A 22,651-nucleotide genomic window follows, 5' to 3' on the forward strand; every position below is an offset into this window, starting at 1 on the left:
TGGGTCGAACAAAATAGATTTGTTAAAACATTTTAAATTTTATTGACATTCTTTTGGTTCTAATGATTGGTCAAATATTTGGCGATCGCTACGAAGTTAAGCAACAGTTAGGTAAAAAAGCTGGGCGCAGAACTCTGCTTGCCCAAGATCAAAACACTAACGAATTAGTTGTAATTAAGTTACTGTCTTTTGGCAGTGACTTTGAGTGGGATGATCTCAAACTGTTCGAGCGTGAAGCAGAAACTTTGAAATCTTTGTCACATCCTTCTATTCCTGGTTACCTAGACTACTTTGAGGTGAATTCACTTTCAAGTAAAGGATTTGCTTTAGTACAAACGTACATAAATGCAAATACTCTAGAACATCATCTCAAAAATGGTCGTACTTTTACTGAAGCTGAAGTAAAACAAATAGCTTCATTACTTTTAGAAATTCTCATTTACTTACATGAACAAAAGCCTCCTGTCATTCACCGCGATATTAAGCCTAGCAATATTTTGTTGAGCAATCGCTCTGGTAATAGTGTAGGAGAACTTTACTTGATCGATTTTGGCTCAGTGCAGACAGTCGTAGCACAAGAAGGCGGAACAATGACAGTAGTAGGAACATATGGTTATATGCCACCAGAACAATTTGGTGGACGTACAGTTTGTGCAACGGATCTTTATAGCTTAGGCACAACATTAATTTATTTAGTCACGGGTATTCATCCAGCCGATTTACCGCAAAAAGACTTACGCATTCAATTTGAGCAAGCTACCAATCTCACCCCTGCCTTGACTAATTGGTTGAAGCGGATGTGTGAACCAAGTTTAGAACGCCGTTTTAGTTCAGCTCATCTTGCTATGACCCAGTTAGAAAAACTGCACTCCAAAAATGCTGATTCTTTATATATTAGTAAACCGACTGGGAGCAAAATTAAACTGACACAAGATGAGAATGTTTGGGAAATTATCATCCCACCGATTGGCTATCATCCATCAATGATATCCACAATTTTATTTGCTGTTGCCTGGAACTCATTTATCAGTTTCTGGACAATAAACGCTATAGCTATACCTTTTCCTGCGAACATTCCTTTTGCCTTGTTTTCACTTCCGTTTTGGGGTGCGGGCTTGCAAATGATATCTTCAGTTTTGTTTCCTTTGTTCAAACATTCTCGACTACGGCTAGATAAGCAGCAAATTACTTTTACTTGGGAAGTATTGGGATTTAAATTTCATCGTGCAGCAAGTGCATCAATACAGAATATCACAAAGTTAGTTTACCATCCCAGAACATTTACTACCGATAGTGATGGCAACAGAGTGGAGATTCCATCTCAACTGGTAATATGGGCAGGAGTGCATAAGTATCAGCTAGGCGGTACTGATGGTGTGATTTACTCTGAACCAGAACTTGAATGGCTGGCTCATGAATTGGGCAATTGGTTAGGTTTACCCATCACAAGAGAATGAGTGATTTGTGATTCGCGATCGCGCAGAGGCTTAATATGATTTAATTAAGGGTTTTTTTACAGGAGAAGCGTATGTTTGGACTAGGATGGCCAGAAGTAGGTGTAATTATGATCGTCGCCGTGCTAATTTTTGGACCAAAAAAAATTCCGGAACTAGGAAGCGCACTGGGTAAAACCCTCAAAGGTTTTAAGCAGGAATTGAAAAATCCCGATGACGATTCTATTCCGGAAGAAAAATAAACAACCAAAAATTTTAGTAGAGACGCGATTAATCGCGTCTCTACAGTAGGGTATTGACGACAGAAGAGGTAACTCCAGGTTGGACATCATTAATATTAGTTGGTGTATTTTGTTGGTGTACCTCCTCCTTGACAACGCCACGTGCCCTAATCAGAGAGATAGCGCGGCTAACGCTTTCGGGTAGAATCACTACTAAACTGTTATCGGGAGCTGTCTCCAAGGCTTTGTTAATTGCTTGTGTTTCATTCAGAATGACTTCGTAATTGCAATTACTGTTGACTTGTTTGATCCCTTGGGTAATTAAGTCGGCTGCTGAACCCCGGTTACGTCCCCGTGTGTCATCATCTTCTTTGATAATGATTTGGTCAAAAATCGACGCAGATAGTTTGCCCAACATGATAAAATCTTGGTCGCGGCGATCGCCAGGTCCCCCAACTACACCAATACGCTTACCTGCTGTCCAGTTACGGACAAATGCCCCTAGTGCTTCATAAGAAGCCGGGTTATGAGCATAATCTACCAAAGCATGGTAGTTACCCAAATTAAACAAATTCATCCGTCCTGGAGTTTGGCTTACCGAGGCGCGAAAGGTAGTTAAACCTGCACGAATTTGTTCAATTGTCACATTTTGGACAAATGCTGCTAGAGTTGCTGCTAAAGCGTTGGCGATCATAAACGGCGCACGTCCACCCATAGTCAGGGGTATATTTTCTGCCCGTTCAATTCTGTGTGTCCAATCACCCTTGAGAATTGACAGATAGTTATTTTCATAAACTGCTGCGACACCTCCCTTTTGGATATGATTTCGCACCAGTTCTGAATCTGGGTTCATTGTAAAGTAGGCAATATTAGCTTTAGTGTTTTCTGCCATTGCCGCAACGCGGTGATCGTCAGCATTGAGTACTGCATAGCCATCTGGGAACACAGCTTCTGCTACCACGCTCTTGAGATTACTTAATTGTTCGATGGTATCAATATCACCGATCCCCAAGTGGTCAGATGCAACATTTAATACTACACCTACATTCGCTGCTTCAAAAGCCAATCCAGATCTGAGTATCCCTCCACGAGCGCTTTCCAGCACAGCTACTTCTACAGTTGGGTCTTGGAGGATTAGCAGAGCGCTTTGAGGACCTGTGTTATCTCCTGGTTCTACTAAGTAATCACCGATATACGTTCCATCTGTTGTTGTATAACCTATCACCTTTCCTGTTTGCCGGAAAATGTGTGCTAGTAGTCGCGTAGTGGTGGTTTTGCCGTTTGTACCTGTGACAGCCAGGATCGGGATACGGCTAGCGGAGTCGTTGGTGAACAGCATATCCATCACAGCGCCTGCCACATTACGGGGGATGCCCTGACTAGGGGCGATGTGCATCCGGAATCCAGGTGCGGCGTTTACCTCGACAATTACGCCATCTACTTCTCGTAAGGGGCGGCTAATATCTGGGGTAACGACGTCAATTCCGGCAATATCCAAACCGATAATTTTGACTATTCGTTGTGCCAGCCAAATGTTTTCTGGATGGATTTCGTCGGTGCGATCTACGGCTATGCCCCCTGTACTCAAGTTTGCTGTTGCTCTGAGATAACAAATTTCTCCGTCCCGTAGTACAGTGTTGAGATTGTAGTTTTGTCTTTCCAGTAATTGATAGCTTGTACGGTCGAGTTCAATTTTGGTGAGGATGTTATCATGTCCTTCACCACGATTGGGATCAAGGTTAGTTTCCTCGATGAGTTCAAAGATGGTCGAAGTGCCATTACCAACTACGTGTGCTGGCACACGTTCGGCTACAGCTACTACTTTACCATCGATCACTAGTACCCGATGGTCGCGCCCAACGTAATATCGCTCGACAATGATGGAGCGGGAGATTTGTCTGGCGGCGTCATATGCGGCTTCAGCTTCTTCCCAGGTTTTGATGTCGATGGTGATTCCGCGTCCGTGATTACCATCTAGAGGTTTGATGACAATGGGGTAACCGCCTACATATTCAATCGCTTCCAGCAAATCGTCTAGGAAGTTAATGACTGTACCTTTGGGTACTGGTACTCCGGCACTAGCGAGAATACGTTTTGTGGCTTCTTTGTCACAAGCGAGTTCAACTCCTAGTATGCCTGTATTATCAGTCATAGTCGCTTGCATTCGCTTTTGATTCGCACCATAACCGAGCTGAATCAAAAAGCGTGCCGAAAGAGGCATCCAGGGAATACCTCTTTTTTCTGCTTCAGTGACAATTGCTTCTGTAGAAGGCCCTAAGGCGGCATCACGCCATAAATCTTTGAGGTCTTGAAGGTCTTGCTCTAATTCTGCCTTGGGATAACGACCCCGATCTACGATACTTTGGCACAAACGCACCGCTGCTCTGCCGGAGTAGCGTCCCGCTTCCTCATTTAGATACTCGAACACTACTTGGTACACGCCTGGTGTAGAAGTTTCGCGGGTACGACCAAAGCCTGCTTGCATTCCGGCTAATGCTTGTAGTTCTAGGGCTACGTGTTCCACAATATGACCCATCATCGTGCCTTCGCGCACACGCATTAAAAAACCACCACGACAGCCAGGGGAGCAATAGTGACCCTCCAGACTAGGCAGTGCCTCAACTAATCCTTCGTAAAAGTCAGGGATTTCATTCGAGGGCGTCTCGGCAAGGTTTTCTAAATCGAGGCGCATGACGATCAACTTGTGGCGTCGAATGCTCCAATAGTTGGGGCCGCGTAAGGTCTGGATCTTGAGGATTCTCATGGGAATAGGTAGATGGAGATTCGGAACCAAATTTCTAGTTTCTTACTGAATTTGACCGCTAAACTGTTCATGGTAAACAGTTTTTTGTACTTAGATTGTATTTTTTTGACTTTTTTTACGTTTCATGAAGAAACTAGCGGTCAATTCAGTGTAACCTTAGCTACAGTCATCCGTCAGCTGATGCGGTACGCAGCGGGTAAAACAATGCGCTGGTACAGGTGAAAGCGATCGCCATGACTAAGGATATGTAGCCGTAAATTGTGTATTGTCAGGGGTTCAGTTGCTCCTACATGTGGCTCATTTGTGTGGGTCACCTCTGTGGGGTCAATAATTGTGACACTGCCTTTGCCCATAACTTGTAACCAGCCGTCGCGTTCAAACATAGCACAGGTATCTTCATCAATACCAATGCCCATGCGATCTGGATGAGCGGAGAGTGCGCTCAAAAGCCGCACCATGCGATTGCGATTGTGAAAGTGCTGGTCAACAATTATTTCTGGGATAAATCCCAATCCTGTAGCCATATCTACTAGGGAACGATTGGGTGATTCACCGCTACCGCCCCCTGCGATCATATGATGACCCATTACTGCTGCCCCTGCACTCGTTCCGGCTAAGGTCAGTTGCCCAGACCTTACCCGTTGCCGGATAATATCCATCGCTGGTGTATCTGACAGAACGCCACAGAGACGCAATTGGTCCCCTCCTGTTAAAAATACCCCAGTACAGGCTTCTAGAGATGCTTGAATAAACGTGGCTTCACACTGTTCTCGTTCGCGAATGTCTAAAAGCTCAACTTTATTCGCACCCATTTCTTCAAAAATGCGGATGTAGCGTCCGCCGATGATGCTGGGTTCGCGAGAGGCAGAGGGAATTATTGTAATATAGGCATCACTAGCACCAGCACGACCAAAAAAAGTCCGCAGGATCTCGCGTCCATGAACCTTGTCTTCTGCGCCTCCGATTACCAGAACGGCGGTTTTAGTTGCTTGGGGTGTCCTCATTTCCAGCGATTTAGCTTGTAATTGCTGCATTGTGTTTCTCCTGTCAACAACTTCAGGCAAATTAAATATGCCTGATTTTTCCTATAGCGCCTTCTCAATCGGGACAAATCGGTGCAGCCACCGAAGTTGTTAACTTGATCGGAATATTTAATTCAAATGGTAGATGTGACAATATTTAAACATAAATTAAGTGATTAGAAAAACTATCGTTCTCAATCAGGATCTATAAGATTTCCGGTACTTTTAGATACTAGAGATCAAGTTTAAGTGTGTTGTCAACTACATTACTCTTGTGTATCTCCAGACCATCCAATTTAAGAATAGTGTCCTCCAATACGAAATACTGTGCGCTTTGATATAGTTACGCTATTTCCTGACTGTTTTACCTCTGTACTAAGTTCTGGGTTGCTGGCTAAAGCCCTAGCAAAACAGATTGCACAAGTGCATTTGGTTAACCCACGGGACTTTACCACAGATAAGCACCGGAAAGTTGATGATGAACCCTACGGCGGTGGCGTGGGGATGCTGATGAAGCCAGAACCTATTTTCGCTGCTGTGGAGTCCCTGCCGATTCTACCCCGACGAGAGGTGATTTTAATGAGTCCTCAAGGACAAACAATTAACCAACCTTTGCTTAGAGAATTAGCAATGGGTTACGACCAATTGGTAGTCATTTGTGGTCATTATGAAGGTGTAGATGAGCGGGTGCTACATTTAGTTACCCGTGAGGTATCTTTAGGTGATTTTATTCTGACTGGCGGAGAAATACCAGCTATGGCTTTGATTAATGGTGTAGTACGCCTTCTACCTGGAACTGTCGGCAAAGCCGAATCCCTCAAAGTAGAAAGTTTTGAAGAAGGTTTGTTGGACTATCCCCAATATACCCGTCCTCCTGTGTTTCGTGGTTTAAAAGTTCCTGATGTTTTGCTCAGTGGTAATCATGCTGAAATTGCCAAATGGCGTTACGAACAACAAATTCAACGAACTCGCAAACGCCGCCCTGATTTGCTTTCTGACTAAATCCTGTACAGACGCCCCGGCGGGGCGTCTCTACCAAAATCCAAAATCTTAAATCATTATGAATATCCGCATTGGTAACGGCTACGATATCCACAGACTAGTGAGCGATCGCCCATTAATTCTGGGTGGAGTTAATATTCCCCACTCCTTGGGCTTGTTAGGACACAGTGACGCTGACGTTCTTACCCACGCGATTATGGATGCCATGCTGGGCGCACTATCCCTGGGCGATATCGGACATTATTTTCCTCCCTCAGATCCCCAATGGGCAGGAGCAGATAGTTTAATGCTACTTAATAAAGTACACCAACTAATTCACGAGCAAGGTTGGCAAATAAATAATATTGACTCAGTAGTAGTAGCAGAACGTCCAAAACTGAAACCGCATATCGAGAACATGCGCTCAAAATTAGCAAGTGTTTTGCAATTACAACCAAATCAAATTGGTATCAAAGCTACTACTAACGAAAAATTAGGTCCCGTCGGACAAGAAGAAGGAATTTGTGCTTACGCCGTTGTTTTGCTATTGAAAGAATAAATGAACCCCCCAACCCCCCTTTTTAAGGGGGGCTAGTAACAGATCATCATCAAGTTAATGAATAAATTATGAACACCCAAGCATTAGAAAAAACTGTCTATCGCATTGAGCCGGAAGTTGTCATTTTAGACAGCGATGAAATGATAGTTTTGTTGGTTCAAGCACAAGTTGCTCCAAAAAAACAAGGAGACACATCTGAAGTCATATCCTGGTTACAAGCTGGTAATGGAGCGATTCCCTTCGTCATGTTTATTGACTTAGAAAAAATTCAAATTTTCAAATGGGACAGCCCTAATTTATCAGAACCAGCTTGTGTCCTGAATACCGTTGATGTACTTACTCCTTATGGTCTTAAACTACCCGATCAATGGATATCTAACCGCTTCCTTGGCTCTCGTTCACAATCGTGGTTGAGTGACTTAGGCCATCACTGGAAGCTAGAAAAACCACCAGCAGAAGAACAGATAGCAGCTATCGGTTTGTTACCACTACTTAAAGATGGTTCAGTTCAACCTGAAGTAGAAATAAGGATTAATAGTAAATTAAAATACATTGTTTTGAGATATTATTACCCGCGTCTTGATGATTTTTAATTTGCATGATATTGTACGTTGAAACTAACTTCCTGATGAGTATTGCTACAGGACGCGATTCTCAAGCTAATATCTTGTTGTTAAATACACCAGAATCAGTTCATATAGCAATACCCAGCATTTGCTACATGGAAGCTTTGTCGGTATTGGAAGCCGACCGGAAGTCTCGCCTCCGTTTTCAAAATGAAGTGGACATTAGAATTAATGATGCACAGAGAAATCTGACTTCACAGTACGCTCAATCTCTTTTTTCCCACTTACAACAGGTTCGTGATGAAAATGAGCGATTACTTAAGGAGGTTGAGAAACTGCTCTTAGAAACTCTCAACCATCTGGCAACAAAAGCTGAGATGATTGGCTTAAATGCCGATATGGTTCAGGCAAGCTTGCAGCAAAATATCACGGCTGATTTAACAGATAATTTGATTTCGAACTGCATCCTAAACCATGCTAGCTTACATCCTACAGAAGTAAAGGTGTTTTTGAGTGGAAATACCAACGACTTTGGCAAGCGAGAAGTGCAAAGTGCTTTACAAGAGGTTGGGATAAATCATTATTTTGCTAGTACACAAGCATTCCTAGCTTGGTTAGTTAATAACAACCCAATTATAAATTAGGATGAAAATAAATGGTTAATAGCAGCAAAAATATAACTTGGTGGGATAGAGCAATGCAAGCAACAAATTTAGAAGATATAGATCGTCCTGATTTTGTAGCATTAGACAAAGATGAGCAAGTGATTCTCATTGCTGAAGTCAAAGGTTTTCCCTTCAATTTTAAAGAAGACAAAGCCAAGTATTATGCTAGATTACGACTTATTGATTTTTTGCAAGCAGCAAAAGCTTTGATTCCTTATGCGATGCTTGTTGATGTGGAAAAAATTCTGATTTTTCAATGGGATGGCAAAAATTTGTCCGAACCAATTCTGTGCCTTAATACTGCTGATGTGTTGAGTCATTACGAACCAAAATTCAGTAGCAAACAGATATATAGACTTTATCTTAGAACGTTGACAGAAGCTTGGTTGCGTGACTTAGCTTATCATTGGAAGTCGGAAGTACCGCCTTTTACAAAAGAGATAGCAGAAATTGGTTTGTTACAGCTATTATCCGAGGGAACAACCAAGTTTTAGGTAAAAGTGGTGATACTTTACGTAGAAACTAATTTTTTGATGGGCATTGCTAAAGGGCAAGATTCGCTCTTCAGCTATATTTACTAAAAAATATTAGAGCTAGTCATTATATATATATACAGCCCGTAAATTAATTTACGGGCTAATAGCATAAGTCTGTTAAAAAAGACTATAATTAAGTAATAAATACTAGGAAAACCGACTTGATATATTAGCTAGACAAGCTTTGTGCTTAGATGAATGAAATAATCTTGATAAATAAGGAGAGAAAACAATGGTTAATAGTAACAAACAAACCCTAACTTGGTGGGAAATTAGAGATATACAAGCTCAAGACTTAGAAGATGTAGATCGACCTGAAGTTGTGGCAGTAGACAAAGATGAGCAAGTTGTTCTCCTAGCTAAAGTTCAAGGTTTTCCATTTAATTTTCAAGAACCAAAAGCCAAAAAACATGCTACTTTGCGACTTATTAATTTCTTGCAAGCTGCAAATGATAAGATTCCCTATGCGATGCTTGTTGATCTGGAAAATATTTTGATTTTTCAATGGGATGGTAACAATTTGTCAGAACCAATCATTTGCCTTAATACTGCTGATGTGCTGAGTCATTACGAACCAGAATTCCGTAACAAAAAGATATATAGTCTTTACCTCACAGGACTGATAGAGGCTTGGATAAGTGATTGTTGTTATCACTGGAAGTTAACAAACCCACCAGCATCAAGAGAAATGTCACAAATCGGTTTGTTGCAGCAACTAGAAGGCGGTTATACTGAACCTTAGGAAATGATTGACGGTGATACTATACGTTGAGACTAATTTTTTAATGGGTATTGCTAAAGGGCAAGATCCGCAAGCAGAAAATTTACTACGAAATACGCCTTCATCAGTGCGCCTAGTAATACCCAGTATTTGTTTTGTAGAAGCTCTGACAACATTAGATCAAGAAGAAAAATATAACCAAGATTTTATCCGCAGGTTAGACATTCAAATAAATGAGGCAGGGCGAGTTCAATCTGACCAAAATGCAAAATTAATAGTTAATATTTTGAAGCAATCAAAAGTTAGCTTGCTTGACAGAATAAATGACATTAAACAGCAATTTGCAACAGCTTTTAACCAACTTACTAGTAAAGCAGAAATGATTACATTAAATCCAGATATTCTTCAGGAAAGCTTAGCTAGAAATATACTAACAAAACACACTATAGATAAATTAATTTTAGAGTGCATAATCTACCATGCACGCTCATATCCTCATGAAGTAAAGGTATTTCTAAGTAGTAATTCCAAAGAGTTCGGTCAACCAGAAGTCACAGAAATATTAACAAATGTTAACGTAGAGTACTTCAGTAAGACCAAAAACTTTATCGGTTGGTTACAATCTCAATCACGTTAATTGCTTCACCTCTGCGGGGGTAGGTCACATCGACGAACTGAAAATCGTAAAATATTCAAATAATTAAGTGATAAGCGTCACATTAGGATTTATGAAATTTGGTATTTCTCCCAAAATTTTACACCGGAGTTGGATTTTTGCATTACTAGCGTTTTGGATCGTGATCGCTCTCAACGGCTGCAACCCCAGTCAGTTTAAAGCCAAAGCTGCTCAAGTACCGCAAATGGTACAAACCATTCTCAGCGATCCCAAAACCTTTAACTCCGCCCTCAGCCAAGAGTCGCCGAATGTCTTTGGCTTAATTACCGAAGGGTTAACCACCCAAAACCCAATCACAGGTAAAGATGAGCCAGCTTTAGCAGAATCTTGGCAAATTTCTAATGATAAGTTAAAAATTGTTTTCACCTTACGTCCAAATTTGAAATGGTCTGACGGGCAGCCACTAACAGTAGATGATGTAGTATTTACTTATAATGATATATACCTCAATGAAGCCATTCCTACTGATGCCAGAGACGTTTTGCGGATTGGTGAAAGTCGAAAGCTACCGAGTGTGAGAAAACTCGATGAGCGTCGGGTTGAATTTACAACTCCAGAACCTTTTGCCCCATTTTTGGAAGTCACCGGATTGCCAATTTTTCCGGCTCATACTTTAAAAGAATCCATCACAACAAAAGACTCAGAAGGGAAGCCCTTGTTTTTGAGTAAGTGGGGTGTCGATACTCCTCCTGAGCAAATTATTGTTAATGGTGCATATAAAATAGAGCGTTACAACACTAGTCAGCGTGTAATCTTCCGGCGCAACCCTTACTACTGGCGTAAAGGACCTCAAGGCGAATCCCAACCTTATATTGAACGAATTGTTTGGCAAATTGTCGAAAATACAGAAACTTCATTGCTGCAATTTCGTTCCGGAAGTTTGGATGCTGAAGCGGTAACGCCGGAATACTTTTCTTTGCTCAAGAAGCAAGAAGAGCAAGGTAATTTCAAAATTTACAACGGTGGTCCCACAGCTAACAGAACGTTTCTGATGTTCAATTTAAATAAAGGTAAAAGAAACGGAAGGCCGCTAGTTGATCCAATCAAATCGCGTTGGTTTAATACTGTGGAATTTAGGCAAGCTGTAGCCTATGCCATTGACCGCCAAACCATACTTAATAACATTTTTCGTGGCTTAGGAACAGCGCAAAATTCACCAATTGCTGTGCAAAGCCCTTATTACCTTTCCCCCAAAGAAGGGCTAAAAGTCTACGATTACAATCAACAAAAAGCCAAGGAACTGCTACTGAAAGCAGGATTTAAATACAACGATAGAAATCAGCTAGTAGATGCGGAAGGAAACCGTGTTCGCTTCACTTTGTTTACCAATTCAGGTAATAGAATCCGCGAGGCAATGGGAGCACAGGTTAAACAAGATTTAGGTAACATTGGCATTCAAGTAGATTTCACCCCATTAGCATGGAGTACTTACACTGATAGGCTTTCTAACACTTTAGATTGGGAAGCTGGTTTGATGGGTTTGGGTGGCGGTTTAGAACCTAATGGTGGAGCTAACGTCTGGAATCCTGAAGGCGGATTGCACATGTTTAATCAGAAACCCCAAGCAGGACAAAAGCCGATAGAAGGTAGGGAAGTGGCTCCTTGGGAAGCCCAAATCGGTAAACTTTACATTCAAGGCGCACGGGAGTTAGATAAAGCAAAGCGCAAATTAATTTATGCCGAAACTCAGCGGATTACTCAAGAATATTTACCATTTATTCACATGGTTGCTCCCTATTCCATGTCAGCAGTACGCGATCGCTTTGAGAAAATCAAATATTCTGCTCTTGGCGGTGCATTCTGGAACATTTATGAAGTCAAACTAACTGAGCAGTAAAAGATTATTCCATATCATCAAGAAAGTCTCCTAATGGACAACTAGGAGACTCAAAAATACTCTTTTGCGATCGCAGCAATCACCAGCAAACCTTAATCAAATTATGTCTTGACAAAATGTCATAAATAATAAACTCAAGCTGTTGGATTACGAAAACCGTTGGACAGAATTAGAAGCCGCAGATAATCCTTTTGCCACTGTAGTAATGGCACATTTAAAAACACAACAGACAAGTAAAAAACCTCAACAACGCAAAACCTGGAAGTTTAGCTTGATTCGCCGACTTTACGAATTAGGCTTTCAACAACAGGATATTCGTAACCTTTATCGATTTATTGATTGGGTTATGATCTTACCAAAAGCATTGGAAGTACAGTTTTGGCAAGAGTTCAAACAATTCGAGCAGGAGCGTAGTATGAGCTATATTACCACAGGCGAACGCATTGGCTACGAGCGTGGAAAACAAGAACTCGTTCAAAGGCTATTACAAAAACGGGTGGGAGAATTACCACAACAAGTGCGACAAAGCATCCAAACCCTATCCTTAAATCAGTTAGAGGCACTTGGCGAGGCGTTGTTAGACTTTACAAAGCTTGAGGATTTGCTGAACTGGTTAGACGCCAATCAACCAGAGTAGCAATTTATTCTTCAATTGAACCACAGATAGACACAAATGAACACCGATGAAATATCTGTGTTCATCTGTGGTTCTATTAATAAAGTCCAAATTTTTGCAAGAAGTATAGTATTTCAGTCCCATGTTTTCCGCTCTCTTCCATTTTCGCAGTCGTTGGCTTTCGGTTGTGTGGACGTTAACTTTTGTGTTGAGTTGTCAGCTTGTTTTTACTAGTTGCAACCCAGCAAAGTTAAAAACTGAAGCAGCATCAGTCTCTCAAATAGTGCTATCCACCCTCCAAGATCCAAAAACCTTTAATCCCACTTTTAACCAAGAATTTCCCAATATTTTTCTGTTTGCTTTTGACGGGTTAGTTAGAGAAAACGGGGTAACGGGTGCGATTGAGCCAGCTTTGGCTGAGTCATGGCAGTTTTCTGTTGATAAAAAACGAATTGTTTTTACTTTGCGCGATCGCCTACAATGGTCTGATGGTGAACCACTTACAGCCGATGATGTTGTTTTCACCTTTAGGGATGTGATTTTTAACAAAAAAGTTCCCACAGATTTTAAAGATGGTTTGAAAATTGGTGTGAAGGGAGCTTTTCCTCAAGTGAATAAACTTGATGAGAGACGTGTAGAGTTTATTTTACCAGAGCGTTTTGCTCCGTTTTTGCCAACTATAGCTATGCCTGATGGTATTTCTATTTTACCACAACATATTTTAGGTGAATCGCTAAAATCTCTTGATTCCCAAGGAAATCCTCTATTTGTTTCTACTTGGGCAACAGATACAGACCCCGCAAAAATTATTGTTAATGGAGCATATAAAATTGAGAGTTATATAGCAGGGCAACGCCTAATTTTTCGTCGTAATCCTTACTACTGGCGAAAAGATGATCAAGGTAATCAACTACCTTATATTGAGCGAATTATTTGGGAATTTGTTGAAAATACAGATACACAATTACTCAAGTTTCGCTCTACAGATTTGGATGTGATGGGAGATGCACGTCCGCTACGTCCAGAGTATTTTTCTTTATTAAAACGAGAAGAAAAGCGCGGGAATTTCAAAGTATACAATGGTGGTCCTTGGTCGGGAACTACTTATATTACTTTTAATTTAAATAAAGCTAGGAATGATAAGAATCAACCGATTGTCGATCCCATTAAGTCTCGCTGGTTTAATAATTTAGCTTTTAGACAAGCAGTCGCTTATGCTATTAACCGGGAACGAATACTTACCAATATTTTTCGCGGTATTGGTGTAGTGCAAAATTCTCCAATTTCTGTACAAAGTCCTTATTATCAAAAAGAGGGATTAAAGGTTTATAATTATGTCCCCAATAAGTCCAAGGAATTACTGTTAAAAGCAGGATTTAAATATGATAGCCGTGGACAACTCTTGGATAATGAAGGAAACCGCGTTCGCTTTACTTTGCTAACTAATGCTGGTAATAAAGTCCGCGAAGGCATGGGAGCGCAAATTCAAGAAGATTTGGGTAAAATTGGTATTAAAGTTGATTTTAACGCGATTAATTTCGGTGTTCTGGTTGACAAAACTTCAACTACACGCGATTGGGATTGTCATTTGATTGGCTTTACAGGCGGGATTGAACCTCATAGCGGCGCAAATTTGTGGACGAGTCGGGGTGGTTCTCACACTTTTAATCTCGCCCCTCAACCAGGACAACCACCAATTACAGGATGGGAAGCTAGCGAATGGGAGCAAGAAATTGATCGTCTGTTTACTGCAGGCACTCAAGAAGTTGATGAAAATAAGCGTAAAGCAATTTATGGAAAATTTCAGCAGATTGTGCAAGAGCAGTTACCTGTGATTCACTTGGTTAATGACCAAGCTTTAATGGCTGTGCGCGATCGCGTTCAAGGATTAAAATATTCTGGTTTGCCTAGTTGGGGTTTATGGAACATTCCAGAACTTAAAATTGTAGAAGATTAAGCCATCAGATGCATCGCTGTGACTCAAACTGAATCTCTTCCTCATTTACTAGAAGCTGTAGCTCGGGGTGAAATATCGACCGAGGCAGCCCTTGACAAAATTAAACATTTAGCTTATGAACCTGTAGGGGAGTTTGCTAAGATCGATCATCATCGTCAGTTGAGAACTGGATTCCCAGAAGTAATTTGGGGCCCTGGTAAAACTCCGGATCAAATTGCGCAAATTATTGCAGTGATGCGCCAGCGTAATTCTGTGGTAATGGCAACACGCATAGAACCAGCAGTTTATGCTGCTCTACAACCGAAAGTTGAAGGTTTAAGCTATTACGAGGTAGCACGAATTTGTGCGATCGCTCCCCCGACAATCGAACCACAATATCCTGGTAGCATTGGCATTCTTTCTGCTGGTACTGCTGATTTACCCGTAGCTGAAGAAGCGGCTGTGGTTGCAGAACTTTCTGGTTTCCGCGTCCAACGTTTGTGGGATGTGGGCGTGGCAGGAATTCACCGCTTGCTTAACAACCGCCATGTGATTGAATCAGCATCGGTGTTGATTGTTGTCGCGGGAATGGAAGGTGCTTTACCTAGCGTAGTTGCGGGTTTGGCTGATTGTCCCGTGATTGCCGTTCCTACCAGCATTGGTTATGGCGCAAGTTTTGGAGGGTTAGCACCCCTCTTGACAATGCTCAACTCTTGTGCTGCTGGTGTGGGGGTTGTGAATATCGATAATGGTTTTGGTGCAGCAGTGTTGGCGGGGCAAATTCTGCGCACAGCCGCGAAATTGCGGATGGCATGAGCGGAATTTTCAGGTTATCACGGTGATGTCATGCGATCGAGAAGTTAAAAATGAAACTTTGGGTTATGCTGGCTGCATTTATCGTCAGCTTCTTGTTGACAATTCTTACATCATCTAATTTTGTGCTTGGTGCTAATGCGACGGTAGTAGCTCAACAGATTACCGATCCTAACATTATCGGTCAGATGCAAAAAGCCTTCAACCACTTTGTACAAACAGGTCAAGTTTGGGCGCTCTTGATTGGATTATGTATTGGTTATATGATTCGGAATCTGACAAGTTACGGTTAACGTAGAGACGCTCCGCCGGGGCGTCTGTACAGAAGTATCATTAATGTTACCTCCGTGTCAGAGCGTCCCCGTGTTCCCATCTTCCCTCACAATTATGACTAAACAAACTTGGAGTCAGCGATTTGAATCAGCACTACATCCTACCATTGCTCGGTTTAATGCTAGTATTAATTTTGACATCGAATTAATTGAATACGACCTCACTGGCTCCCAAGCTCATGCCCAGATGCTGGCTCATTGCGGTATAATTTCTCTAGAAGAAGGAGATATTTTAGTTACCGGGTTGGAACAAATTCGCTCTGAGTATCAACAAGGTGAATTTAATCCGGGTGTTGAGGCGGAAGATGTACATTTTGCCGTGGAACGCCGTCTTGTGGAAATTGTTGGAGATGTAGGTAAAAAATTACACACTGCTCGTTCTCGCAATGACCAAGTAGGTACTGATACTAGACTTTACCTACGTGACCAAATTCAACAAATCAAGAGTCAGCTACGGCAATTTCAACATGTTTTAGTAGGTATAGCCCAGCAACATATCGAAACTTTAATTCCTGGTTATACTCACTTACAACGCGCCCAGCCTTTGAGTTTAGCTCACCATCTCCTGGCTTACTTTCACATGGCGCAACGAGATTGGGAACGTTTAGGTGATGTTCAAAGCCGAGTGAATATTTCTCCACTGGGGTGCGGTGCTTTGGCGGGAACTACTTTCCCCATTGACCGCCATTATACAGCAAACCTCTTGCAATTTGAGCAAGTTTATGCTAATAGCCTTGATGGGGTGAGCGATCGCGACTTTGCGATTGAATTCTGTTGTTCTGCTAGCATCATCATGGTTCACCTCAGCCGTTTTTCTGAAGAAATCATTCTTTGGTCATCTGAAGAATTCGGCTTTGTTACCCTTAAAGATAGCTGCGCCACTGGTTCAAGCATCATGCCCCAAAAGAAAAACCCCGATGTTCCAGAATTGGTGCGGGGTAAAACTGGAAGGGTATTTGGTCATCTTCAAGCGCTGTTAGTCATCATGAAGGGGCTACCCTTGGCATATAATAAAGACCTACAAGAAGATAAAGAAGGTCTATTTGATAGTGTCAACACAGTCAAAGCTTGTTTAGAAGCAATGACTATTTTGTTGCAAGAAGGTTTGGAATTTCGCACCCACCGCTTGGCTGAAGCAGTCACGCAAGATTTTGCCAACGCCACCGATGTGGCAGATTATCTCGCAGCGCGGGGTGTACCCTTTCGCGAAGCATATAACCTTGTCGGCAAAGTGGTAAAAACTTGTATTGCTACAGGTAAACTCCTTAAAGATTTAAGCATTCAGGAGTGGAAACAACTCCACCCAGCCTTTGCGGAAGATATTTACGAGGCTATATCACCTCGTTCTGTAGTTGCTTGCCGTAATAGTTATGGCGGTACTGGTTTTGCGCAAGTAGAACAAGCACTACTTGCAGCACAAGAACTGATGAAAAGGTATTGATCAGTTGCAAGAAACCCGGTTTTTTGAAAAAACCGGGTTTCTCATCGTATGGACGTACATTTGTACGCTCATAATCTATGGCACCCCATGAGAGCAAAAATTTGAGCAGGCAATCTACTCAGCATCAACTGCTGCTGCGCCTTCATCTTCTTCACTCTTAGGCGGTCTTTGTTGGAATCTTCTCTGCATACGCCCTGTTGTGGTACGTTTACGAAACTTCCGGGCGTATGCCTGGTTCCGTAGCGCCTTTTCTTTTTTCGGGTTACGGCGCTTAGCCATGTTCACCTCATTTAATAAACAACAAAAAAGTAACTAGGTATATTACTCAAGCAATATCAGCTATCGATGCTATTTACATAGCGATCGCCTAGTACAGCTATTTACATATTTTAGACAGCAATCTAGTATACTGCATCCAAATTTGGTATGTCAACGGCAAATCAAAATTCTAAGAGCTAAAAATCTCAGATTAAGTTTGACTAAATAGACATATTAGTATAGTGTATGTAGATTGTGTGCCAAAAATTTTCCCTCACTAACATTAACGTATAATTTAAAACTAAAGATTTAGTAAATGTACGGTTGTAGGAAGTTGGGAATTGTCCAATCTAAAAAAGATATTTAAAGGTGAAACATTATTGCTTTCTTTACTGTGGCTGTCCAATCAACACGTAGCTTATGGCGCTTTGGACAAACTGTACTGGGTATTATTTTTCGTCATCCCGTCCCTGGCACAAGTATCATCCCGATTTTACCAGATGGTCGAATTGTGCTCATCCGGAGACGAGACAACGGTCGCTGGGCGTTACCTGGAGGGATGGTAGACTGGGGAGAAGACGTCGAGAATACAGTTCGGCGCGAATTAATTGAAGAAACAGGACTAGATTTGGTCAAAATCCAGCGTCTAGTTGGTGTTTACTCTGCACCAGATCGCGATCCCAGAATCCATTCGATTTGTATTGTGGTAGAAGCACAAGTGCAGGGAACGATGGAGGTTCAGGATACAATGGAAGTAATGGAAATCCAGGCTTTTCCTCTCAACTGTCTACCTCAAGAGCAGATGGCTCATGACCATAATCGGCAGTTGGAAGATTACTTAAAGGGTTTGACAACACTAGCGTAAGATGATTTTGGGAATGGGAAATGGTTAATTGCTAATTGTTAATTGTTAAAAACCATTCCCCATTTTCCAATTTAAAATCTGCTACAGTTAACTTTATAAATTCAAATGGATGCGCTATTCCGTAATCGGATAAAGCTATCACAGGGGCAATTATTTTGGAGTGAAGTTGGAGAAGGCACACCAGTAGTTTTCTTGCATGGTGCTTGGGGTGATAGCAGTCAATGGGTATCGATCATGGACTTGCTTGCCTCAGACTTTCATTGCTTTGCACCAGATTTATTTGGGTATGGCGAGTCAGAAAAACCTGACATTCACTACTCAATTGATTTGCAAATGGAAAGTATAGCTGAGTTTCTTGCCCTGTTGAAGCTAGAGAAAGTTTTTATTGTCGGACATTCATTAGGCGGTTGGATTGCCGCCAGCTATGCTTTAAAGTATCCAAGAAAAACTCATGGTGTAGTATTAATAGCGCCAGAAGGTGTAGAAATTGAAGGAAAAGACAAGCACAGACAGAAAATGCAGCTTTTGCTGAAAATTTCACCCCTCGTATTTAAAATACTGCGCCGACTCCGCCCAATCACTAAAATCCTCAAATTAGACGCCAAAATTGAACAAAATTGGCAATTTCGCAGGTTAATGCTGCAACATCCTGTAGGTTGCCAACTACTATTTCAACGCCAACAGCCAGAAATAGAAGCAGAGTTACTGCACAAAGAGTTGTACTCCATAAAAGTTCCGGTTCTTATTCTACAAGGTGGACTAGATACACCAGAAGCTATAGCTATGAGTCAAGCTTACGCTCAAAATATTCCCCATGCGTCACTCAAAACGATCGCTCATGCAAAAGGTGACTTACCAGAATCTTGTGCTGCACTTGTCGCTGACGATATTCGGGACTTTATCAAGATTTAGGAGTCAGGAGATAGGAATAGGAGTCGTAACTATTTCTCGTATTTATATTCCATCACACAGAGTGCGATCGCGCGGTTCTAGCTTTTGGTTAGTATTTGTATAATCGCGCACCCAATCGCAACTCTTTTTCAGTAGAACATTAAGTTCCGAGGTTAATTTTAAGTCTTTGAGGTTCCAAAGTTTTACTGCCCCATCAACACTAGTTGAAGCAAGGCTATTACCATCAGGACTGAAACTGACTAACATTACCCGATCTTTATGCTCTTCTAGTGTAGTAAGTAATTGACCATCGCGATTCCAGAACTTAATAGTTGCATCTGAACTACCAGTGACTGTGATTGGAATTATCGTGGGCGTAACCAACCATGAAATTAGATGCATGGTTGGATTAGAGCCGGAGACAAAGCCATGCCCTCTAGTTGCTCAAGAAGGTACTCCTTTATCTCCAACACTTGGAGCTTCTCCCAATCCTGCTATCAGTTTCATTACTCTTCCTGATGCTACTTGGTATGAGGGGCAGATTATCAATGGCAAGCCCAATGGTTTAGGAGTGGCGGCTTAACCCCAACGGCGATTACTATCAAGGAGAGTTTATTGATGGTAAAAAGCACGGCAAAGGTTTATGTATCTATGCCACTGGTTATCGCTACAAAGGAGAGTATCGCAATAATCAACCCAACGGTAGAGGCGTAATGCTTTTTCCTAATGGTATGCGTCAAGAAGGAATTTGGGTAAATGGAGCTTGGATTGGTAGCTAATTGCTCAGTGAAGAGTTAGCGATCGCATTCCCAAAAATATTAAATTAGGCTCCACAATCAAACTGTTTGCAATCTTAGGAAACTGGGATTGCAAATAGTTTATCAGTAAAGTGCGATCGCCTCCAGTAATCGCAACATTACTCTCAGGAAAATCCTGCCACCACGCTGCAACAAAATCTTTAATTCCCGCAAGCAAAGTATAAATCACCCCACTTTGCATCGCCTCTTGAGTATTCACAGCATATCGCCGAGGAAGCTGCTCAGGTAAATCAACAGAAGGTAATTGCCCAGTTTTTCCTGCCAAAGTAGCAAATTGCAAACCCAATCCCGGTAAAATCGCTCCTCCAACCAAATTATCGTTACAATCAGCACCTGTAAAAGTAAGTGCTGTTCCCGCATCAATCACCAACATCGGAAAACCCCAAACCTGCCCAGCACCCCACAAAGCTAAAGCTCTGTCAATACCCAAAGTCGGATATAAACCCGACAAAGGCACATTATTTAAAGTAGCAATACGCACATTTAAATAACTTTGCCACACAGCAGTTTCACTAGGAACCACCGAAGCCAAAACGAGAGGTAGGGGGGATATTAGGCTTTGTAGATTTTCATCCCAATTTTCCTTATAGTTGTCACACATCTCTACCCCCCAACCCCCCTTAGGAAGGGGGGCAGGAAAGGATCTTGTGTAGTTAATAACTGATCGCAAATCCTCAACAGTTCGACACCCAGCCAATTGCCGCACAACATCAGCAGAAAGATAACTCGTATCCCAAGCACAACATAACCCTTCCCCAACAAACAAACCCCAATGCAGCCGAGAATTCCCAATCATCAACCCCAACCACATCTCCTCTCTGTGTTCTCTGCGCCTCTGCGGTTCCATTTAATCCTCTTAAACCCAACTATAAGTTTTTTAACAAAAATTTACAAACAAAACGTGCCACAATAACAATAGGGGAAAAAATACTCAGATAAGGAGGGGAGTCATGGTAGCGCTCACCGAAAAAACCAAAAAAAGACTTACCATACAAACTGCCGACATTGCCGCAGAAACAACAACCATTCGCTCACTCGACTGGGATCGCGATCGCTTTGACATCGAATTCGGTTTACAAAACGGTACAACATACAACTCATTTCTCATTCGTGGTGAGCAGACAGCACTAGTAGATACCTCCCACGAAAAGTTCCGCCAACTATACCTAGACACCCTTACCAATCTCATCAACCCAGAAGAAATAGACTACTTAATTATCAGCCACACAGAACCAGACCACAGCGGTTTAGTTAAAGATATCCTACAACTTGCACCAGAAATCACCGTTGTCGGCTCTAAGGTGGCAATTCAGTTTTTAGAGAACATGGTGCATCAGCCATTTAAACGTAAAATTGTTAAAAATGGCGATCGCCTAGACTTGGGAAAAGGACACGAACTAGAATTCGTGATTGCTCCCAATTTACACTGGCCCGATACCATGTTCAGCTTCGACCACAAAACTCAAACTCTCTTCACCTGTGACGCATTCGGGTTACACTATTGCTCGGATAGCACCTTTGACGAAGACCTCAAAGCGATCGAAGCAGACTTTGAATTTTACTACGAATGCTTAATGGCTCCCAATGCCAAGTCAGTACTTTCTGCCCTCAAGCGCATGGCAGAATTAGAAAAAATCGACATGATAGCCACCGGTCATGGACCATTATTATACCACAATGTGGAAGAATTGACCGCACGCTATCGGACTTGGAGCCAAACACAAGCGAAAGCAGAAACCACAGTAGGGATATTTTACGTTTCCGATTACGGTTACAGCAATCGTTTGGCACAGGCAATTGCTAGCGGTATTACCAAAACAGGCGTGGCGGTAGAAATGGCAGACTTGCGTTTTGCCGTAGATTTACAAGAATTGCGGGAACTTGTCGGTCGCTGTAATGGTATAGTAATAGGGATGTACCCAGCTAATGGTGTAGGTGCGCAAGCGGCGATCGACACAGTATTAGGATCTGCCAAAGAAAAGCAAGCAATAGGGATATTTGAATCAGGTGGTGAAAATGACGAACCAGTTGATCCACTACTGAATAAATTCCGGAGTTTAGGTTTAACACCAGCCTTTGCACCAATCAAGATTAAAGAAACACCAGGAGAAAACATCTTTAAGCAGTGTGAAGAAGCAGGTACAGACTTAGCGCAATGGGTAACACGCGATCGCAGCATCAAACAAATGAAATCTCTTGGTGCTGACTTAGACAAAGCACTGGGAAGAATCAGCGGGGGATTATACATTATAACAGCCAAAAAAGGTGATGTATCCAGCGCGATGTTAGCATCTTGGGTAAGTCAAGCCAGCTTCAAACCCTTGGGAGTATCAATTGCCGTAGCAAAAGATAGAGCAATTGAATCACTAATGCAAGTAGGCGATCGTTTTGTCCTCAACGTGTTAGAAGAAGGGAAATACCAAAACTTAATGAAACACTTCCTCAAACGTTTCGCCCCAGGTGCGGATCGATTTGAAGGAGTGAGAACCCAGCCTGCAGAAAATGGTGCGCCCATCCTCGCCGATGCTTTAGCATACATAGAGTGTGAAGTTGCAAGTAGAATGGATGCTGGGGATCACTGGATTGTTTTCAGCACAGTCTATGCTGGAAAAGTTTCTAAGCCAGATGCCCTCACCGCAGTACACCATCGTAAAGTTGGTAACCACTATTAAGATAGAG

General features: G+C 42.0%; 23 protein-coding genes and 2 pseudogenes. 20 read left to right on the forward strand and 5 right to left on the reverse strand.

The window, feature by feature from the left end; all coding sequences use genetic code 11:
* Window positions 1-62: 62 nt before the first annotated feature.
* Together ICL16_RS12315 and tatA are read left to right on the forward strand one after the other, a co-directional pair.
* Window positions 63-1,457 (forward strand): serine/threonine protein kinase, encoded by a 1,395-nt coding sequence (locus ICL16_RS12315; RefSeq protein WP_190827906.1) that lies wholly within the window; start codon window positions 63-65, stop codon window positions 1,455-1,457.
* 71 nt (window positions 1,458-1,528) lie between these two features.
* Window positions 1,529-1,696: a twin-arginine translocase TatA/TatE family subunit gene (gene tatA, locus ICL16_RS12320; protein ID WP_190827909.1), complete on the forward strand. Its 168-nt coding sequence runs from the start codon at window positions 1,529-1,531 to the stop codon at window positions 1,694-1,696.
* A 40-nt stretch (window positions 1,697-1,736) separates the two neighbouring features.
* Here the strand turns inward: tatA and cphA are convergent, their stop codons facing one another.
* The gene (gene cphA / locus ICL16_RS12325; protein ID WP_190827911.1) at window positions 1,737-4,439 is read right to left on the reverse strand and encodes a cyanophycin synthetase; all 2,703 of its coding nucleotides are present in this window, start codon (window positions 4,437-4,439) and stop codon (window positions 1,737-1,739) included.
* A 173-nt stretch (window positions 4,440-4,612) separates the two neighbouring features.
* A complete protein-coding gene (locus ICL16_RS12330) occupies window positions 4,613-5,473 on the reverse strand; it encodes a cyanophycinase (protein ID WP_190827913.1) in 861 nt (286 codons plus the stop codon).
* 315 nt (window positions 5,474-5,788) lie between these two features.
* Between ICL16_RS12330 and trmD the strand changes: the two genes are divergently transcribed.
* The 13 genes and pseudogenes from trmD to argH all read left to right on the forward strand — a co-directional run bounded on the left by trmD (window position 5,789) and on the right by argH (window position 17,140).
* Window positions 5,789-6,463: a tRNA (guanosine(37)-N1)-methyltransferase TrmD gene (gene trmD / locus ICL16_RS12335; RefSeq protein ID WP_190827915.1), complete on the forward strand. Its 675-nt coding sequence runs from the start codon at window positions 5,789-5,791 to the stop codon at window positions 6,461-6,463.
* Between the two features lie 58 nt (window positions 6,464-6,521).
* Window positions 6,522-7,001 carry a 2-C-methyl-D-erythritol 2,4-cyclodiphosphate synthase gene (ispF, locus tag ICL16_RS12340; RefSeq protein WP_190827918.1) on the forward strand — a complete coding sequence of 160 codons (480 nt, stop codon included), beginning with the start codon at window positions 6,522-6,524 and terminating at the stop codon, window positions 6,999-7,001.
* A gap of 68 nt (window positions 7,002-7,069) precedes the next feature.
* Window positions 7,070-7,594, forward strand: a complete 525-nt coding sequence (locus ICL16_RS12345) for a hypothetical protein (protein ID WP_190827920.1) — start codon at window positions 7,070-7,072, stop codon at window positions 7,592-7,594.
* Between the two features lie 5 nt (window positions 7,595-7,599).
* Window positions 7,600-8,211, forward strand: a complete 612-nt coding sequence (locus ICL16_RS12350; RefSeq protein ID WP_190827922.1) for a PIN domain-containing protein — start codon at window positions 7,600-7,602, stop codon at window positions 8,209-8,211.
* 11 nt (window positions 8,212-8,222) lie between these two features.
* Window positions 8,223-8,726, forward strand: coding sequence for a hypothetical protein (locus ICL16_RS12355; RefSeq protein ID WP_238360742.1), 504 nt, complete (start codon window positions 8,223-8,225; stop codon window positions 8,724-8,726).
* Window positions 8,727-9,000: 274 nt separating this feature from the next.
* Window positions 9,001-9,510, forward strand: a complete 510-nt coding sequence (locus tag ICL16_RS12360) for a hypothetical protein (protein WP_202895509.1) — start codon at window positions 9,001-9,003, stop codon at window positions 9,508-9,510.
* 13 nt (window positions 9,511-9,523) lie between these two features.
* A complete protein-coding gene (locus tag ICL16_RS12365; RefSeq protein WP_190827924.1) occupies window positions 9,524-10,126 on the forward strand; it encodes a PIN domain-containing protein in 603 nt (200 codons plus the stop codon).
* Window positions 10,127-10,217: 91 nt separating this feature from the next.
* Entirely contained in the window at window positions 10,218-12,002 is a 1,785-nt protein-coding gene (locus ICL16_RS12370) for an ABC transporter substrate-binding protein (protein ID WP_190827926.1), read from the forward strand.
* A 133-nt stretch (window positions 12,003-12,135) separates the two neighbouring features.
* Window positions 12,136-12,639, forward strand: a pseudogene (locus ICL16_RS12375) (DUF4351 domain-containing protein); the annotation flags it as partial.
* 121 nt (window positions 12,640-12,760) lie between these two features.
* Window positions 12,761-14,575, forward strand: coding sequence for an ABC transporter substrate-binding protein (locus tag ICL16_RS12380; RefSeq protein ID WP_190827928.1), 1,815 nt, complete (start codon window positions 12,761-12,763; stop codon window positions 14,573-14,575).
* An 18-nt stretch (window positions 14,576-14,593) separates the two neighbouring features.
* Window positions 14,594-15,370 (forward strand): nickel pincer cofactor biosynthesis protein LarB, encoded by a 777-nt coding sequence (gene larB, locus ICL16_RS12385; RefSeq protein WP_190827935.1) that lies wholly within the window; start codon window positions 14,594-14,596, stop codon window positions 15,368-15,370.
* A 50-nt stretch (window positions 15,371-15,420) separates the two neighbouring features.
* Window positions 15,421-15,660 carry a hypothetical protein gene (locus ICL16_RS12390; protein ID WP_190828068.1) on the forward strand — a complete coding sequence of 80 codons (240 nt, stop codon included), beginning with the start codon at window positions 15,421-15,423 and terminating at the stop codon, window positions 15,658-15,660.
* Between the two features lie 94 nt (window positions 15,661-15,754).
* Window positions 15,755-17,140 (forward strand): argininosuccinate lyase, encoded by a 1,386-nt coding sequence (gene argH, locus ICL16_RS12395; RefSeq protein ID WP_202895510.1) that lies wholly within the window; start codon window positions 15,755-15,757, stop codon window positions 17,138-17,140.
* A 114-nt stretch (window positions 17,141-17,254) separates the two neighbouring features.
* On the opposite strand, the gene ICL16_RS12400 is transcribed toward argH, so the two are convergent.
* Complete coding sequence (locus ICL16_RS12400; protein ID WP_016860072.1) at window positions 17,255-17,419, reverse strand: hypothetical protein; 165 nt, start codon at window positions 17,417-17,419, stop codon at window positions 17,255-17,257.
* Between the two features lie 373 nt (window positions 17,420-17,792).
* Between ICL16_RS12400 and ICL16_RS12405 the strand changes: the two genes are divergently transcribed.
* Window positions 17,793-18,263 (forward strand): NUDIX hydrolase, encoded by a 471-nt coding sequence (locus ICL16_RS12405; protein ID WP_337906989.1) that lies wholly within the window; start codon window positions 17,793-17,795, stop codon window positions 18,261-18,263.
* Window positions 18,264-18,368: 105 nt separating this feature from the next.
* On the forward strand, window positions 18,369-19,175 hold the full coding sequence (locus ICL16_RS12410; protein ID WP_190827937.1) for an alpha/beta fold hydrolase: 807 nt from the start codon (window positions 18,369-18,371) through the stop codon (window positions 19,173-19,175).
* Between the two features lie 42 nt (window positions 19,176-19,217).
* On the opposite strand, the gene ICL16_RS12415 is transcribed toward ICL16_RS12410, so the two are convergent.
* Window positions 19,218-19,556: a WD40 repeat domain-containing protein gene (locus ICL16_RS12415; protein WP_190827939.1), complete on the reverse strand. Its 339-nt coding sequence runs from the start codon at window positions 19,554-19,556 to the stop codon at window positions 19,218-19,220.
* On the opposite strand from ICL16_RS12415, the gene ICL16_RS12420 reads away from it, so the two are divergent.
* Complete coding sequence (locus tag ICL16_RS12420) at window positions 19,555-19,737, forward strand: hypothetical protein (protein WP_190827941.1); 183 nt, start codon at window positions 19,555-19,557, stop codon at window positions 19,735-19,737. The two genes, ICL16_RS12415 and ICL16_RS12420, sit on opposite strands and share 2 nt — an antisense overlap.
* 19 nt (window positions 19,738-19,756) lie before the next feature.
* A pseudogene (locus tag ICL16_RS47680) lies at window positions 19,757-19,933 on the forward strand (hypothetical protein); the annotation flags it as partial.
* 4 nt (window positions 19,934-19,937) lie between these two features.
* On the opposite strand, the gene ICL16_RS12430 reads toward ICL16_RS47680, so the two are convergent.
* Window positions 19,938-20,819: a pantothenate kinase gene (locus ICL16_RS12430; RefSeq protein WP_273038641.1), complete on the reverse strand. Its 882-nt coding sequence runs from the start codon at window positions 20,817-20,819 to the stop codon at window positions 19,938-19,940.
* Between the two features lie 103 nt (window positions 20,820-20,922).
* Between ICL16_RS12430 and ICL16_RS12435 the strand changes: the two genes are divergently transcribed.
* The gene (locus ICL16_RS12435) at window positions 20,923-22,644 is read left to right on the forward strand and encodes a diflavin flavoprotein (RefSeq protein ID WP_190827943.1); all 1,722 of its coding nucleotides are present in this window, start codon (window positions 20,923-20,925) and stop codon (window positions 22,642-22,644) included.
* Window positions 22,645-22,651: the final 7 nt, after the last annotated feature.

The sequence above is a fragment of the Iningainema tapete BLCC-T55 genome (genome assembly GCF_014698965.1).
In the GTDB taxonomy this organism is placed as follows: domain Bacteria; phylum Cyanobacteriota; class Cyanobacteriia; order Cyanobacteriales; family Nostocaceae; genus Iningainema; species Iningainema tapete.

Bases quoted from the DNA above. Each gene is read 5' to 3' on its own strand.
- ICL16_RS12350 (WP_190827922.1), top strand. From the start codon at position 7,600: ATGATATTGTACGTTGAAACTAACTTCCTGATGAGTATTGCTACAGGA.
- argH (WP_202895510.1), top strand. From the start codon at position 15,755: ATGACTAAACAAACTTGGAGTCAGCGATTTGAATCAGCACTACATCCT.
- ICL16_RS12430 (WP_273038641.1), bottom strand. From the start codon at position 20,819: ATGGAACCGCAGAGGCGCAGAGAACACAGAGAGGAGATGTGGTTGGGG.
- ICL16_RS12345 (WP_190827920.1), top strand. From the start codon at position 7,070: ATGAACACCCAAGCATTAGAAAAAACTGTCTATCGCATTGAGCCGGAA.
- tatA (WP_190827909.1), top strand. From the start codon at position 1,529: ATGTTTGGACTAGGATGGCCAGAAGTAGGTGTAATTATGATCGTCGCC.
- ICL16_RS12420 (WP_190827941.1), top strand. From the start codon at position 19,555: ATGGTTGGATTAGAGCCGGAGACAAAGCCATGCCCTCTAGTTGCTCAA.
- ICL16_RS12330 (WP_190827913.1), bottom strand. From the start codon at position 5,473: ATGCAGCAATTACAAGCTAAATCGCTGGAAATGAGGACACCCCAAGCA.
- ispF (WP_190827918.1), top strand. From the start codon at position 6,522: ATGAATATCCGCATTGGTAACGGCTACGATATCCACAGACTAGTGAGC.
- ICL16_RS12415 (WP_190827939.1), bottom strand. From the start codon at position 19,556: ATGCATCTAATTTCATGGTTGGTTACGCCCACGATAATTCCAATCACA.
- ICL16_RS12315 (WP_190827906.1), top strand. From the start codon at position 63: ATGATTGGTCAAATATTTGGCGATCGCTACGAAGTTAAGCAACAGTTA.
- cphA (WP_190827911.1), bottom strand. From the start codon at position 4,439: ATGAGAATCCTCAAGATCCAGACCTTACGCGGCCCCAACTATTGGAGC.
- ICL16_RS12360 (WP_202895509.1), top strand. From the start codon at position 9,001: ATGGTTAATAGTAACAAACAAACCCTAACTTGGTGGGAAATTAGAGAT.
- ICL16_RS12435 (WP_190827943.1), top strand. From the start codon at position 20,923: ATGGTAGCGCTCACCGAAAAAACCAAAAAAAGACTTACCATACAAACT.
- ICL16_RS12390 (WP_190828068.1), top strand. From the start codon at position 15,421: ATGAAACTTTGGGTTATGCTGGCTGCATTTATCGTCAGCTTCTTGTTG.
- ICL16_RS12410 (WP_190827937.1), top strand. From the start codon at position 18,369: ATGGATGCGCTATTCCGTAATCGGATAAAGCTATCACAGGGGCAATTA.
- ICL16_RS12370 (WP_190827926.1), top strand. From the start codon at position 10,218: ATGAAATTTGGTATTTCTCCCAAAATTTTACACCGGAGTTGGATTTTT.
- ICL16_RS12400 (WP_016860072.1), bottom strand. From the start codon at position 17,419: ATGGCTAAGCGCCGTAACCCGAAAAAAGAAAAGGCGCTACGGAACCAG.
- ICL16_RS12380 (WP_190827928.1), top strand. From the start codon at position 12,761: ATGTTTTCCGCTCTCTTCCATTTTCGCAGTCGTTGGCTTTCGGTTGTG.
- ICL16_RS12355 (WP_238360742.1), top strand. From the start codon at position 8,223: ATGGTTAATAGCAGCAAAAATATAACTTGGTGGGATAGAGCAATGCAA.